Genomic DNA, 15227 nt, shown 5'->3' with positions numbered 1-15227 from the left:
CTACAAGCTCGATTAACTCTTCGTCATCTACCATATCTGCTTTGTTTAAGAATACTACTATTGATGGTACACCAACCTGACGTGCTAAAAGAATATGCTCTCTTGTCTGTGGCATTGGTCCATCTGCTGCAGATACTACTAAAATTGCTCCGTCCATCTGTGCTGCTCCTGTAATCATGTTCTTTACATAGTCAGCATGTCCTGGACAATCTACGTGAGCATAGTGTCTTGCTTCTGTTTCATACTCTACGTGAGATGTTGCAATTGTAATTCCTCTTTCTTTTTCCTCTGGAGCATTATCAATAGTATCAAATGCTCTTACTTCTGCTCCACCATAGTTTGCCAACACATTTGTGATTGCTGCTGTTAGTGTTGTTTTTCCATGGTCAACATGTCCTATTGTTCCTATGTTAACATGTGGTTTGTTTCTTTCGAATTTTGCTTTTGCCATTTTTATTCCTCCTTGAAAATTTATCTATTCTCCAATAATTTCTTCTGTTATACTTTTTGGTGCCTGCTCATAGTGTGAGAACTGCATTGTATAAGTTGCTCTACCCTGAGTTTTAGAACGAAGATCTGTGGAATAACCAAACATCTCTGAAAGTGGTACATTAGCATTAACAACCTGAGCATTACCTCTTGGCTCCATGCCTTCAACTTTACCACGGCGTCCATTAAGATCACCCATAACATCTCCCATATACTCTTCAGGAGTTACAACTTCAACACTCATTACAGGTTCTAAAATAGCAGGTTTAGCTCTTTTAGCGCCCTGTCTGAAGCCCATTGAACCAGCAATTTTAAATGCCATTTCAGATGAGTCAACATCGTGATAACTACCATCATTAAGTGTTACCTTGACATCTACTACTGGATAACCGGCAATAATACCGTTCTCCATAGCTTCTACAATTCCATCTTCTACAGAAGGAATGTATTCGCGTGGAATTGATCCACCAGTAATTTTGTCTTCAAATTCAAATCCTGCGCCTGCTTCCTGTGGCTCAATATCCATTACAACATGACCATATTGACCACGACCACCAGACTGACGGATGAATTTACCTTCAACATCAGTAACTTTCTTAGTGATTGTTTCACGATAAGCTACCTTAGGTTTACCAATATTAGCATCAACTTTAAATTCTCTTAAAAGACGGTCAACAATAACTTCAAGGTGTAATTCTCCCATACCTTCAATAATTGTCTGTCCTGTTTCCTCATCAGTGTGAACTCTAAATGTTGGGTCCTCTTCTGCTAATCTTTGTAACGCTTCACCAAGTTTATCCTGGTCAGCTTTACTCTTAGGTTCAATTGCAACACCAATAACTGGTTCAGGGAATTCCATTGCTTCTAAAATAATTGGATTATCCTGATCACAGATTGTGTCACCTGTACTTGTGTTTTTAAGACCAACTAAAGCTCCAAGGTCACCAGCAAATATTTCATCTCTTTCTTCACGACGGTTAGCATGCATCTGTAAGATACGTCCAACTCTTTCGCGAATATCTGCTGTTGCATTATAAACATAAGAACCTGCTTCCAAAGTTCCAGAATAAGATCTGAAGAAAGCTAACTTTCCAACATAAGGATCAGACATAATTTTAAATGCCAGACCAGAGAATGGAGCGTCATCTGAAGCTTCTCTTACTTCAGTTTCTTCTGTTTCTGGATTAAGACCTTCAATAGGTGGTACATCAGTTGGAGAAGGTAAGTAGTCAAGAACTGCATCCAGCAACATCTGTACACCTTTATTTTTAAAAGCAGATCCACACAAGACTGGAATTACATTTACATTAAGTACTGCCTGACGTAATAATTTTTTGATGTCGTCAGTACTTACTTCACCTTCTAAATATTTCATCATAAATTCGTCATCTTCTTCAGCCAGAACTTCCATTAAAATTTCTCTGTATTCTGCTGCTTTTTCTTTCATATCTTCTGGTATTTCAACCCTATCAAAACTAACACCAAGTTCATCTTCATAAACAATAGCATCCATTTCTACTAAGTCAACAACACCATCAAATCTATCTTCACTTCCTATAGGAAGCTGAATTGGCACTGCATTAGCACCAAGTCTATCTTTCATCATATCTACAGCTCTGAAAAAATCGGCTCCAGTTCTATCCATTTTGTTAACAAATGCAATTCTGGGAACTCCATATTTATCAGCCTGTCTCCATACAGTTTCGGATTGTGGTTCAACCCCACCTACAGAACAGAATAAAGCAATTGCTCCATCTAAAACTCTAAGAGATCTCTCTACCTCAACTGTAAAGTCCACGTGTCCGGGCGTATCTATAATATTAATACGATTTTCCTTCCACTGACAAGTAGTAGCAGCAGAGGTAATTGTAATTCCTCTTTCCTGTTCCTGTTCCATCCAGTCCATAACAGATGCACCATCATGAGTTTCACCCATCTTATGAACTCGACCTGTATAGTAAAGAATTCTTTCTGTCGTAGTTGTCTTACCTGCATCAATATGCGCCATAATACCAATGTTACGTGTTTTTTCTAGTGGAAATTGTCGGGCCACTATTCTCCCCCCTTATATAAAAATTATATACATCACGCAACTAAACTACCATCTATAATGTGCAAAAGCTCTATTGGCTTCAGCCATACGATGGACTTCTTCTTTCTTTCTAACTGCGCCGCCTGTATTGTTATATGCGTCTGTGATTTCTCCAGCAATTCTTTCTCTCATTGTTCTTTCATTACGAGCTCTAGCTGCTGTTACTAACCAGCGTAATGCTAAAGTTCTTTTTCTATCTTCATCAACTTCTACTGGCACCTGATAGTTTGATCCACCAACACGTCTTGATTTTACTTCAAGAGCTGGTTTGATATTTTCCAATGCTTCATTAACAACTGTCAAACCATCTTCACCAGTGTTTTCGGAGATGATATCGAGAGCACTGTAAAATGCTTTTTCGGCCAGTCCTTTTTTGCCATCTAGCATTAATTTATTAATAATTCTGCTGACAACAACATTGTCATATACCGGATCAGGCACAACATCTCTTTTTTCTGCTCTATTTTTACGCACTATAATCCCCCCTTTTTATTTAGGTTTTTTTACACCATACTTGGAACGTCCCTGTTTTCTGTCTTCAACACCAGCTGTATCGAGTGCTCCTCTAACAATATGATATCTAACACCTGGTAAATCTTTAACTCTTCCACCTCTTACTAACACAACAGAGTGTTCCTGTAAATTATGTCCAATTCCTGGAATATAGGCTGTTACCTCTTTTCCATTAGTTAAACGTACACGAGCTACTTTTCTTAAAGCTGAGTTCGGCTTTTTAGGAGTAGCAGTATATACTCTAGTACAGACACCCCTTTTCTGTGGAGAACCCTCCAAAGCAGGAGCAGAAGTTTTCTTTTTAGTCTTTTCTCGTCCTTTACGAATCAACTGACTAATAGTCGGCATGCAATCCCACCTCCTTCCAATTATTTCAATAGAGCTGCAGAAGCTGCAGAAACATCTATCCCACAAATTCTACCCAATTCATTTTTGCTTTCTACAATCTCAAAAGGAATATTATTATCATTAACAGCCTTAAGTATTTCTTTTTTTAAAGGCTGGTCAATATCTTTAGCTAAAAATATTTGTTTTACTTGATTGTTTGCTATAGCTTTTAAAGTCTGCTTACTGCCAACAAGCAGCTTAGCACTGCATTTATCGCTTAGCATTTTAACCAAACCTCCAGATTAAACTTTGTTGAGCACACTTAAGTATTTTAACAGCTTTACTCTTCCATGTCAAGCAAAAATTAAAAAGAGTTTCTCCTTTTATTGATATTGTAAATTAAGAACTACTCAACACATTTTCCAGTCCAAATTCACCTAACAATAAAGGAGAAACTCTTATAATTAATTCAATATTAATTTCTATTATCTATCTCAATCTTAACTTTTAATCAACTTCAGTTAGATCGTCTGTTAAATCTCCAAACATAGTTCCATCTTCTTTTACTACATCAATATCTCTGTAATAGTTCATTCCTGTACCTGCTGGAATTAGCTGACCGATAATTACATTTTCCTTTAAGCCCAATAACGGATCAACTTTTCCATCAAGAGAAGCTTCAGTCAGCACTCTTGTTGTTTCCTGGAATGATGCTGCAGATAAGAAAGAATCTGTAGCCAGTGAAGCTTTTGTGATACCAAGTAATTCTGGTTTAGCAACAGCAGTTTCATTATTGTTCGCTGCAGCTTCCTCGTTAGCTTTACGATAATCATATCTATTAACTAAACTTCCAGGGAGTAAATCAGTATCACCCGGCTTAACAATTTTTAACTTCTTCATCATCTGGCGAACTATTACCTCAATGTGTTTATCATTAATCTCAACACCCTGTGAACGGTAAACATTCTGAACTTCTTCTAAAAGATAGTTTTGTACAGCTTTTTCACCTTTAACCTTAAGCAGTACATTTGGATCAAGCGGACCTTCAGTCAGCTTATCACCAGATTTAACATAATCATCATCTTTTACTATCATTTTAGATCCATACGGAATCTTGTAAGTTTTCTTTTTACCATCTTCATTTTCTACTACAACTCGTTTGGAGTTTTTCTTTTCAACTATAGTTACAAAACCTTCTCTTTCAGTCATTATTGCCTGACCTTTTGGTGTTCTACCCTCAAATAACTCTTCTACTCTAGGTAGACCCTGGGTGATATCATCTCCAGCAACACCACCGGTATGGAAAGTACGCATAGTAAGCTGTGTACCAGGCTCACCAATTGACTGCGCTGCAACTATACCAATTGATTCTCCAATATCTACAAGTTTACCTGTTGCCAGGTTACGACCATAGCACTTACGGCAAACTCCATGTTGCGCTTCACAGGTTAAATTAGATCTTATTTTAACTCTATCAATATCAGCTGAGTCGATCAGATCCATTTTCTTTCTATCAATTAGAGTATTCTTTTCAACAATAACTTCTCCGCTTTCTGGATCTACAATCTCTTCAGCGGTATAACGACCAATACATCTTTCTGATAATGGTTCAACAGCATTTTTTCCTTTTGGCCCAATTGCTTCAACATGAATGCCCTGTTCTGTACCACAATCATCTTCTCTAACAATAACATCCTGTGATACATCAACTAGACGTCTTGTAAGATATCCAGAGTCAGCAGTTCTTAAAGCAGTATCTGCCAGACCCTTACGAGCACCATGAGTAGATAGGAAATACTCCAATACATCCAGACCTTCACGGAAACTGGAACGAATTGGAACATCAATAATTCGACCAGATGGATCTGCCATCAAGCCACGCATACCAGCAAGCTGAGAAATCTGAGATGTATTACCTCGAGCACCAGAGATAGCCATGATGTAAATATTGTTACTTTCATCAAGGTTTTCTAAAAGTGCATCTGTAACATCATCTTTTGCTTTGTTCCAAATATCAACAACTTTATGATATCTTTCATCTTCAGTAATTGCGCCTCGGCGATAATGGTTTTCAATTTGGTGTACTTCATCTTCTGCCTTAGAAACAATTTCTGGCTTAGATGGTGGTATTTCAGCATCACTAACAGCAATAGAAATACCTGATCTAGTTGCAAAATCATAACCCATTTCTTTAATGTTATCAAGTGTTTCAGCAGTCTTATCATTACCAACTTCTTCGTAAAGATCAGTAATTAAATCTCCAAGACCGCTTTTGCCGATACGAACATTAAAAAATGGAATTTCTTTTGGTAAAGCTTCATTAAAGATAACTCTACCAATTGATGTCTCAATAATTTCTCCATCTAATCTAACTTTTACTGGCGCCTGAATATGAACACGATCTGTGTCATAAGCTTTAATTGCTTCATTAGCATTAGCAAATATTTTTCCAGCACCTTTACGATCTTCTTTAATAGTTGTTAAGTAAAAGACTCCCAAAACCATATCCTGAGTTGGTATAGTAATTGGCGCTCCATCAGATGGATTCAAAATATTTGTAGTTGCCAGCATCAATAAACGAGACTCTGCCTGAGCTTCTACAGATAAAGGTAAGTGGACAGCCATCTGATCACCATCAAAGTCCGCATTATATGCAGGACAAACTAATGGATGCAGCTTGATAGCTTTACCCTCTACTAATACCGGCTCAAAAGCCTGAATACCAAGTCTATGAAGTGTTGGCGCACGGTTTAGAAGTACTGGATGATCTTTAATAGCTTCTTCTAAAATCCCCCAAACTGCTTCATCAACATCTTCAACCATTCGCTTAGCATTTTTAATATTATGAGCATGTCCTTCTTCAACAAGGCCCCTCATAACAAATGGTTTAAAGAGTTCTAATGCCATCTTTTTTGGCAGACCACACTGATGCATTTTAAGATCTGGACCAACAACAATAACTGAACGTCCAGAATAGTCAACACGCTTACCTAATAAGTTTTGACGGAAACGACCCTGTTTTCCTTTAAGCATATCACTTAAAGATTTAAGCGGTCTGTTTCCAGCCCCAGTAACCGGTCTTCCGCGGCGTCCATTATCAATTAAAGCATCAACTGATTCCTGAAGCATTCTTTTCTCATTACGAATAATGATTTCGGGTGCCCCAAGATCTAGTAATCTTTTCAATCTATTATTACGATTAATAACTCTTCTATATAAGTCATTTAAGTCAGAGGTAGCAAAACGACCTCCATCAAGCTGAACCATTGGTCTTAAGTCAGGTGGAATAACTGGAATAGCACTCAAGACAAGATTAGCAGGGTTTAAACCTGAATCTAAAAGGCCATCCATAACTTCCAAACGACGAACAGCTCTTTTACGGCGCTGCCCACTCGCCTCTTTGACTTCTTTTTTTAGTTCATTAACTTCAGCTTCAACATCAATTCTTCCCAGTAGTTCCTGAATAGCTTCTGCTCCCATAGCAGCTTTAAAGGTATTACCATATTTGCTTTTGGCTTCCCTGTACTCACTCTCTGCCAGCAGTTGCTTTTCACTTAATGGTGTATCACCAGGATCGGTTACAATATAATGTACAAAGTAAATTACCTTTTCTAAAGCTCTTGGTGACATATCCATTATCAAACCCAGACGACTGGGGATACCTTTGAAATACCAAATGTGTGTGCATGGTGCAGCCAATTCTATGTGCCCCATTCTTTCTCTTCTCACTTTGGATCTGGTTACCTCTACTCCACAGCGGTCACACACAACACCTTTATAACGGACCCGCTTATACTTTCCACAGTGACATTCATAATCCTTGGTTGGCCCGAAAATTTTCTCACAGAATAAGCCATCTTTTTCTGGCTTTAAAGTTCTATAATTAATTGTTTCCGGTTTTTTAACCTCTCCACGGGACCATTCACGTATCTGCTCTGCAGAAGCAACTCCGATCCTCATTGAATCGAAATTATTCACATTTAACAAGGGTCTCTCCCCTTTCTATATTGGAATTATTCGTCTTTATCATCATTATCACGACTTAATTTTAAGTCTGTATCTAATCCAAGTTTTTGTGCAGTTTCCATCATTTCATCTTCATTTTCAGCAACCTGCAGTTCCTCTTCATCAGAAGTAAAGATTCTTGCATCAAGACCAAGACTTTGCATCTCTTTAATCAATACTTTAAATGATTCGGGAATACCAGGATCAGGAACGTTTTCGCCTTTCACAATTGCTTCATAGGCTTTTACTCTTCCTACAACATCATCAGATTTAATTGTCAACATTTCCTGTAATGTATAAGCAGCACCATAGGCTTCCAGTGCCCACACTTCCATCTCACCAAAACGCTGACCACCAAACTGAGCTTTACCTCCAAGCGGCTGTTGTGTAACAAGAGAGTACGGTCCTGTTGAACGACCATGTAATTTATCATCAACTAAGTGGTGAAGTTTTAAAATGTACATAACTCCAACCGTTACTCTTTCTTCAAATCTTTCTCCAGTTCTACCATCATAAAGTACAGTTTTACCATCTCTAGATAGACCTGCTTCTTCCAGTATATCTTCAACCTCGTCCTCAGAAGCCCCATTAAAGACTGGCGTTTCAGTATAAATCCCCAGTGCTCTTGCAGCCATACCAAGGTGAGTTTCTAATACCTGTCCAATATTCATACGCGAAGGTACACCAAGGGGATTTAAAACAATTTCTACAGGATCCCCATTTGGTAAGAAGGGCATATCTTCTTCTGGTAAAATCCTAGAAATAACACCTTTGTTACCATGACGACCAGCAAGCTTATCTCCCACAGAAATTTTTCTCTTTGTAGCAACATAAACTCTAACCAGGCGATTAACACCAGGCTTCAAATCATCTCCCTGTTCACGAGAAAAGACTTTTACATCTACAACTATACCTTCTTCTCCGTGAGGAACTTTAAGGGATGTATCTCTTACTTCGCGAGCTTTTTCACCAAAAATAGCTCTTAAAAGTCTTTCTTCAGCTGATAATTCAGTTTCTCCCTTAGGAGTAACCTTACCAACTAAAATATCTCCCTCTTCAACTTCTGCTCCAACCCTAATTATTCCACGTTCATCCAAATTTTTGAGTGAACTTTCACCGACATTTGGAATGTCTCGTGTGATTTCTTCAGGCCCAAGTTTTGTATCCCTAGCTTCTGCCTCATGTTCTTCTATATGAATTGTGGTGAATGAATCTTCTTTAACTAAATTTTCACTGATTAAAATAGCATCCTCATAGTTGTATCCTTCCCAGGGCATAAAAGCAATTAATGTATTCCGGCCTAAAGCCATCTCCCCTTTTTCGGTTGAAGGACCATCAGCGATGATATCTCCAGCTTCAATTTTATCTCCCTTAGAAACAATTGGTTTTTGGTTCATACAGCTACCCTGATTTGATCTTTTATATTTCATCAGTTGATAACTATCTATTAAACCTTCATCATTTTTAACCATTATTTTGTTGGAAGTCACACTAACAATTTCTCCATCTTTTTCTGCTACAATTACTGCTCCTGAATCTTTAGCAGCCTTATATTCCATCCCAGTAGCGACCATCGGTGCATCAGTTATCATCAGTGGAACTGCCTGACGTTGCATATTCGCACCCATTAAAGCACGGTTAGCATCATCATTTTCTAAGAAAGGAATCATTGCCGCAGATACACCAACCATCTGCTTTGTCGAAACATCCATATAATCTAGATCTTCTGGATGAACTTCAAGGATATCCCCTCTTTTACGGGCGATAACAAATTCATTTGTAAAGTTTCCATCTTCATCTATCGCTGCGTTTGCCTGTGCAATTATATGTTTATCTTCCTCATCAGCAGTTAAATAATCAATTTCTTCAGTAACTCTAGAATCAACAACTCTACGATACGGAGTCATAATAAATCCGAATTCATTTGTCTTAGCATAAGTTCCCATTGTACCAATCAAACCGATATTTGGACCCTCAGGTGTTTCAATTGGACAAATACGTCCATAATGAGAGTGGTGAACATCACGAACATCAAAACCAGCTCTTTCTCTACTCAAACCACCAGGTCCAAGAGCAGATAATCTTCTTTTATGAGTAAGTTCTGACATCGGATTTGTCTGATCCATAAATTGAGAAAGCTGAGAACTTCCGAAAAATTCCTGGATGGAAGCAACAACAGGTCTTGTATTAATTAAAGCCTGAGGAGTAACTACATCTACATCCTGGATTGTCATTCTTTCTCTAACTACCCTTTCCATTCTGGAAAGTCCAATTCTAAACTGATTCTGCAATAATTCACCAACTGTTTTTAAACGACGATTCCCTAAATGATCAATATCATCTATATATGCTTCTGGATCATTATAAATTAGTTTAATCATATATTTTACAGTTGCTGCAATATCATCGATATGCAGATATTTGCGATCTTTATCTACATCTACTTCTAATTTTTTATTTAATTTATAGCGCCCAACAGCTGCCATATCATATCTTTTATGATCAAAAAATAATGATTCTAAAAGATTAGTAGCACTTTCTACTGTCGGTGGTTCTCCTGGACGGAGGCGCTTATATAATTCAATTAAAGCTTCTTCCTTTGATTCTGTACTGTCTCTTTCTAAAGTGTCATGCAGCACTTCTGAATCACCAAATTCATCTATGATTTCTGCATCTGTACCAAAACCAAGTGCGCGTAACAAAACAGTTGATGGAAGCTTTCTAGTTCTATCAACTCTTACAGAGACTATTCTCTTTTTATCATATTCAAATTCAATCCAAGCGCCGCGATTAGGTATTATACTACCTGTAATTAAGCGTCGCCCATCTTTTGTTCTTTCATCACTAAAATAAACACCAGATGATCTAACCAGCTGATTAACCACTACTCTTTCAGCACCATTAATAATAAATGTCGCCTTATCAGTCATTAGTGGGAAATCACCCATAAATACTTCCTGTTCCTTAACTTCACCAGTTTCTTTGTTGATTAAACGAACCTTAACCTGCAAAGAAGCTGAGTAAGTATCATCTCTATCCCGACACTCTTCTACTGTGTATTCGGGATCCTCTAAATAATAATCTACAAATTCGAGTACCAGATTTTCAGAAAAATCTTCAATTGGTGAAATTTCATTAAAAACTTCATGCAATCCTTCTTCTAAAAACCACTGATAAGAGTTTAATTGTGTATAAATCAGATCTGGCAAGTCCATCGCGTCATCAATTTTACTAAAACTGTGTCTTTCCCTTGCCGTTGACATCATTGCACCCCCAGGAAATTCTAATAATTAGCTGAAACTATCCCATAATAATCAATTTCTTATTTACCTTATAGACATCTAATAATGATAGCACAGGAAAAATCTCTTGTCAAGAGATTTCGTAATGAAATTCTCCCATTTACAATCTTTTTCCATTTGTCATTAACTCCATAATTAATACAATACTTTTTTTATAACTTTATAATTTTTATATATTTAAGTTATGTATTATATAAATAATTAAGATAATGCATAAATGTATATAAAAGAGAGAATCTCATGGTTTATCATGAAAAAATAGCCCCACTGTATAATATACAGCAGGACTATCATCATAATTGCTATATTAAAAACTAGATTACTTAAGTTCTACAGTTGCTCCAGCTTCTTCTAACTTTTCTTTCATTTCTTCTGCATCTTCTTTGCTTAATCCTTCTTTTACGTTACCAGGAGCGTCATCAACAACACCTTTAGCTTCTTTTAGACCTAAACCTGTTAATTCACGAACTGCTTTGATAACTTTAATTTTCTTGCCACCAATATCAGCTAAGAAAACATCAAATTCTGTCTGTTCTTCTTCTGCTCCACCAGCTGCTCCAGCTCCACCAGCTACTGCAACAGGTGCTGCTGCACTTACACCAAACTTTTCTTCCAATTCTTCAACCAGCTCAGATAATTCTAAAACACTCATTTCCTCAATTGCACTAATCAGTTCTTCTTTATTCATTATAATAATCCTCCTTAAATTTTTTAAGCTTTCTCTTCTTTAATTTGATTTAATACCTGTACTAAGCCGCGGATATTACCCTGCAGAACGTTGACCAATCCAGTAAGGGGTGCTTTCATACTTGCAAAAGCTTTTGCAAGTAATTCTTCTCTGGATGGAATTTCTGCTAGAGCTTCCACTTTTTCTTTAGCTATAATTTCACCATTTAAAAGACCAGCCTTAACTTCCAAAACTTCGTGATCTTTAGCATACTCTACTAAAATTTTCGCAGGAGATACAGCGTCTTCTTCACCAAAAGCAATAGCTGTTGGCCCTGAGAAATATTTTGTCATTTCGTCCATTTCAACATCATTAGCAGCAATAGTAGCCAAAGTGTTTTTCACTACTTTAAACTCTACTCCCGCTTCTCTTAGCTTACTTCTTAATTCAGTCATTTCGGCAACATTCAAACCCAGATAGTCTGTAATTACAAGTGATTTTGCACTGGTAAATTTATCAGTAAGTTCTTTAACAACCGCTTCTTTTTCTGGTCTTGCCACATTTTCACCCCCCTTAAAATATGAGCTTAAAATAAATCTTGTTAAATTAAAAAAACCTCCTGCAAGACAGTCAGGAGGTATAAATGCAAAAATAATATTTGCAGAAAGTTGCCCTCGGCAGGAAATTTAAGCATTACGCCCCTGCTGTCTTCGGAAAGGTTATTTTCTTGTCTAAATAAATATAACATAAAAATCTTAACAGGTCAAACTTTTTTTATCTTCCAATAAAAGACATTGTAGCTGCTGGATCAACTTTAACTCCAGGACCCATTGTTGGTGAGATAGCTAAAGATCTAAAGAATTTACCCTTAGCTGCTGCTGGACGTTCTTTTGCAAGAGTATCCATGATTTTGTGATAGTTGTTTAAAAGTTCTTCTTCGGTAAAAGAAGCTTTACCGATTGGTAAATGAACAATACCAGTTTTGTCAACACGGTATTCTAATTTACCTGCCTTAAATTCAGCTACTGCTTTTTCTAATTCGAAAGTAACAGTACCCGCTTTAGGATTAGGCATTAAACCTTTTGGTCCTAAGATTCTACCAAGACGGCCAACAACACTCATCATATCAGGTGTAGCTACAGCTAAATCAAAATCTAACCAGCCACCTTCAATTTTTTCTGCGAGTTCTTCGCCACCTACAAAATCTGCTCCAGCTTCTTCAGCTTCTTTGGCTTTTTCACCTTTAGCAAATACTACTAAAGTAACTTCCTGACCTGTACCTTCCGGTAAAACAACAGTCCCTCTAATATTCTGATCAGCATGTTTAGGATTGACACCTAGTCTTGCTGAAAGCTCAATTGTTTCGTCAAAGTTTGCAGTTGCAAGTTCTTTAACTAATCCAAAAGCTTCTTTAGGTTCATAGATTTTTTCGCGATCATACTTCTCTACAGCTTCTGCATAACGTTTACTTTTTGCCATTATTATTCCTCCTTTGTGGTATTAGCGGAAATTTCCTCCCACTGAAATACGTCTTTTTAAACATTTTTTAGATCTAATATACTAAATTAAAATAGCTTTTAAATTTACTTCACTAAAATTCCCATGCTTCTTGCAGTACCTTCAATCATGCTCATTGCAGCTTCTAAGCTGCCAGCATTTAAATCCTGCATTTTTGTTTCTGCAATCTTTTGTACATCATCTTTGCTTACTGTAGCAACCTTATTAACATTAGGTTCTCCAGAAGCAGTATCAATTCCTGCAGCCTGCTTTAATAATACAGCAGCTGGTGGAGTTTTAGTAATGAAATCAAAAGAACGATCCTGATATACTGTAATTTCTACCGGAATTAAAGTTCCTTGATCTTCTTTAGTCTTTGCATTAAAAGATTTACAGAATTCCATAATATTAACACCGTGCTGTCCAAGTGCTGGACCTACAGGTGGTGCAGGGTTAGCCTGTCCTCCAGGAATTTGTAATTTGATAACTGTCATAACCTGTTTAGCCATTTAAAACACCCCTTTCTTCAAAAAAATTATCTATTTAAGAACATAATTTAATATTTCTTGAATTGATCAAACTCTAATTCAACTGGTGTTTCTCTCCCAAACATAGAAACAAGAATTTTTGCCTTACCTTGTTCAGGATGTATCTCTTTAATCACACCATCAAAATCTTCAAATGGACCATCTTTAACAGTAACTTGATCTCCAACTTCAAAATCAACAGAAACTTTTTTAGCTTTTTCACCCATACTACTCAGAATTGCATCAACCTCTTCTTTTTCTACAGGAAGTGGTTTGGTTCCACCACTGACAAAGCCAATAACTCCTGGTGTGTTTTTTACAACATACCATGATTTATCATTCATATCCATTTGTAATAAAATATACCCAGGGAAAATTCTTTTTTTAACTACTTCATCTTTCCCTTTTTTCTTTTCTATTTTTTCTTCAGTTGGAACTAAAATTCTAAAAATGCTGTCTTCCATACCTGTACTAGCTATTCTTTTCTCAAGATTTGCCTTGACTTTTCTCTCATGTCCCGAATATGTATGAACAACATACCATGGAACATCTTCTCTTGCCTTTTCGAGTTCTTCATTAAACTTACTTTCTTCAGTCATATTTAAGGATTCTCTAGAGAATCCTCACCTCCTCAATTACGAAATTAATGGAGTAATTATATTAGACAGTGTTAAATCTATTAAACCAATAAATGTTATCAAAGCAATTACAGTTACAATTACAACTAATGTATTTGAAGTAATTTCTTCTCTGTTAGGCCAATTAACCTTTTTTAACTCAGATTTAACTGATTTAAAAAATTTAGATATCTTACCAAAAAACCCTAGTTCTTTTGCCATCTTAAATCACTTCCTCAGCTAAAGTATTAATGATTCTACTTTGTTTCACGATGGAGGGTATGCTCCTTGCAAAACTTACAATATTTTTTCAGTTCTAATCTATCACGAGTATTCTTTTTATTTTTTTTGGTAGAGTAATTGCGGTTTTTGCATTCTGTACATTCTAATGTAATAATTTCTCTCACCGTAAATCCACCTCCTCAATCAAACAGTTACTGCTTGAAAAACTTATATTTAAAAATTAATTAATATCTTCTTTAAAAATGAACGGTATTTTCCTGATTGTTAACCTTAATTAATTTACCATATTTAAAGAGCAATGTCAATGTTTTTTTAGAAAAAAAGCATGTGCAGTTTGCTCTGCACATGCCTATGGAATTAAATTTAGGTTTTAATAACTTTTAATATTAAGCATTATAATTACTCAATAATTTCAGTTACAACTCCAGCTCCTACTGTGTGACCACCTTCACGGATCGCAAAACGTAGTCCTTCTTCCATTGCTATTGGAGTGATTAGTTCTCCTGTCATCTCAATGTTATCTCCAGGCATTACCATGTCTACTCCTTCTGGTAACTGAATGTTTCCTGTTACATCTGTTGTACGGAAGTAGAACTGTGGTCTGTATCCATCAAAGAATGGTGTGTGTCTTCCACCCTCATCTTTACTTAATACATATACCTCTGCATAAAACTTTGTATGTGGTGTAATACTTCCTGGCTTTGCCAGTACCTGACCTCTTTCGATGTCTTCTCTTTTTACACCTCTTAATAATGCTCCAATGTTATCTCCTGCTACTGCTTCGTCTAACATCTTACGGAACATTTCTACTCCTGTTACTACTGTTGTCTCTGTATCTTTGATTCCTACAATCTCTACCTCATCTGATGGATGTAGAGTTCCTCTTTCGATTCTTACCTGTTGCTACTGTTCCACGTCCTGTAATTGAGAATACGTCCTCTACAGGCA

The 15227-nt window shown here is 36.7% G+C and carries 14 protein-coding genes, 1 pseudogene and 1 other annotated feature; all 15 genes and pseudogenes read right to left on the bottom strand.

Annotated features, from left to right (window positions below):
• On the bottom strand, positions 1–451 hold a 451-nt coding region (locus HSACCH_RS04570; RefSeq protein WP_040477108.1), incomplete at its 3' end, for a GTP-binding protein.
• Positions 452–475: 24 nt separating this feature from the next.
• Positions 476–2542 carry an elongation factor G gene (gene fusA, locus HSACCH_RS04565; protein ID WP_005488212.1) on the bottom strand — a complete coding sequence of 689 codons (2067 nt, stop codon included), beginning with the start codon at positions 2540–2542 and terminating at the stop codon, positions 476–478.
• A 45-nt stretch (positions 2543–2587) separates the two neighbouring features.
• Positions 2588–3055 carry a 30S ribosomal protein S7 gene (gene rpsG, locus HSACCH_RS04560; RefSeq protein WP_005488211.1) on the bottom strand — a complete coding sequence of 156 codons (468 nt, stop codon included), beginning with the start codon at positions 3053–3055 and terminating at the stop codon, positions 2588–2590.
• A gap of 15 nt (positions 3056–3070) precedes the next feature.
• Entirely contained in the window at positions 3071–3442 is a 372-nt protein-coding gene (gene rpsL, locus HSACCH_RS04555; RefSeq protein ID WP_005488205.1) for a 30S ribosomal protein S12, read from the bottom strand.
• Between the two features lie 20 nt (positions 3443–3462).
• Positions 3463–3705: a ribosomal L7Ae/L30e/S12e/Gadd45 family protein gene (locus tag HSACCH_RS04550; RefSeq protein WP_005488203.1), complete on the bottom strand. Its 243-nt coding sequence runs from the start codon at positions 3703–3705 to the stop codon at positions 3463–3465.
• Between the two features lie 223 nt (positions 3706–3928).
• On the bottom strand, positions 3929–7408 hold the full coding sequence (rpoC, locus tag HSACCH_RS04545; RefSeq protein ID WP_005488201.1) for a DNA-directed RNA polymerase subunit beta': 3480 nt from the start codon (positions 7406–7408) through the stop codon (positions 3929–3931).
• A gap of 26 nt (positions 7409–7434) precedes the next feature.
• Complete coding sequence (gene rpoB / locus HSACCH_RS04540) at positions 7435–10689, bottom strand: DNA-directed RNA polymerase subunit beta (protein ID WP_152415986.1); 3255 nt, start codon at positions 10687–10689, stop codon at positions 7435–7437.
• Positions 10690–11047: 358 nt separating this feature from the next.
• Positions 11048–11416 (bottom strand): 50S ribosomal protein L7/L12, encoded by a 369-nt coding sequence (rplL, locus tag HSACCH_RS04535; protein WP_005488197.1) that lies wholly within the window; start codon positions 11414–11416, stop codon positions 11048–11050.
• A 23-nt stretch (positions 11417–11439) separates the two neighbouring features.
• On the bottom strand, positions 11440–11955 hold the full coding sequence (gene rplJ / locus HSACCH_RS04530; RefSeq protein ID WP_005488196.1) for a 50S ribosomal protein L10: 516 nt from the start codon (positions 11953–11955) through the stop codon (positions 11440–11442).
• A 39-nt stretch (positions 11956–11994) separates the two neighbouring features.
• Positions 11995–12127, bottom strand: a sequence feature (ribosomal protein L10 leader region).
• 42 nt (positions 12128–12169) lie between these two features.
• The gene (gene rplA, locus HSACCH_RS04525) at positions 12170–12874 is read right to left on the bottom strand and encodes a 50S ribosomal protein L1 (RefSeq protein ID WP_005488195.1); all 705 of its coding nucleotides are present in this window, start codon (positions 12872–12874) and stop codon (positions 12170–12172) included.
• Between the two features lie 104 nt (positions 12875–12978).
• Positions 12979–13401 (bottom strand): 50S ribosomal protein L11, encoded by a 423-nt coding sequence (gene rplK / locus HSACCH_RS04520; RefSeq protein ID WP_005488194.1) that lies wholly within the window; start codon positions 13399–13401, stop codon positions 12979–12981.
• Positions 13402–13448: 47 nt separating this feature from the next.
• Complete coding sequence (nusG, locus tag HSACCH_RS04515; RefSeq protein WP_005488192.1) at positions 13449–14018, bottom strand: transcription termination/antitermination protein NusG; 570 nt, start codon at positions 14016–14018, stop codon at positions 13449–13451.
• Positions 14019–14054: 36 nt separating this feature from the next.
• Positions 14055–14258, bottom strand: a complete 204-nt coding sequence (secE, locus tag HSACCH_RS04510; RefSeq protein WP_005488190.1) for a preprotein translocase subunit SecE — start codon at positions 14256–14258, stop codon at positions 14055–14057.
• A 35-nt stretch (positions 14259–14293) separates the two neighbouring features.
• Positions 14294–14443, bottom strand: a complete 150-nt coding sequence (gene rpmG, locus HSACCH_RS13735) for a 50S ribosomal protein L33 (protein WP_014553844.1) — start codon at positions 14441–14443, stop codon at positions 14294–14296.
• A 235-nt stretch (positions 14444–14678) separates the two neighbouring features.
• Positions 14679–15227 (bottom strand): annotated as a pseudogene (locus HSACCH_RS04505) (EF-Tu C-terminal domain-related protein); the annotation flags it as partial.

Source organism: Halanaerobium saccharolyticum subsp. saccharolyticum DSM 6643 (assembly GCF_000350165.1).
GTDB classification, from domain to species: domain Bacteria; phylum Bacillota; class Halanaerobiia; order Halanaerobiales; family Halanaerobiaceae; genus Halanaerobium; species Halanaerobium saccharolyticum.
Note: the sequence above shows the minus strand (reverse complement) of the source record. Positions and strands in the feature narration are given on the sequence as shown.

Excerpts from the sequence above, each read along its gene's own strand:
- nusG (WP_005488192.1), bottom strand. The coding sequence starts at position 14,018 with ATGACTGAAGAAAGTAAGTTTAATGAAGAACTCGAAAAGGCAAGAGAA.
- rpoB (WP_152415986.1), bottom strand. The coding sequence starts at position 10,689 with ATGTCAACGGCAAGGGAAAGACACAGTTTTAGTAAAATTGATGACGCG.
- rplA (WP_005488195.1), bottom strand. The coding sequence starts at position 12,874 with ATGGCAAAAAGTAAACGTTATGCAGAAGCTGTAGAGAAGTATGATCGC.
- rplK (WP_005488194.1), bottom strand. The coding sequence starts at position 13,401 with ATGGCTAAACAGGTTATGACAGTTATCAAATTACAAATTCCTGGAGGA.
- HSACCH_RS04550 (WP_005488203.1), bottom strand. The coding sequence starts at position 3,705 with ATGCTAAGCGATAAATGCAGTGCTAAGCTGCTTGTTGGCAGTAAGCAG.
- rplL (WP_005488197.1), bottom strand. The coding sequence starts at position 11,416 with ATGAATAAAGAAGAACTGATTAGTGCAATTGAGGAAATGAGTGTTTTA.
- rpsL (WP_005488205.1), bottom strand. The coding sequence starts at position 3,442 with ATGCCGACTATTAGTCAGTTGATTCGTAAAGGACGAGAAAAGACTAAA.
- secE (WP_005488190.1), bottom strand. The coding sequence starts at position 14,258 with ATGGCAAAAGAACTAGGGTTTTTTGGTAAGATATCTAAATTTTTTAAA.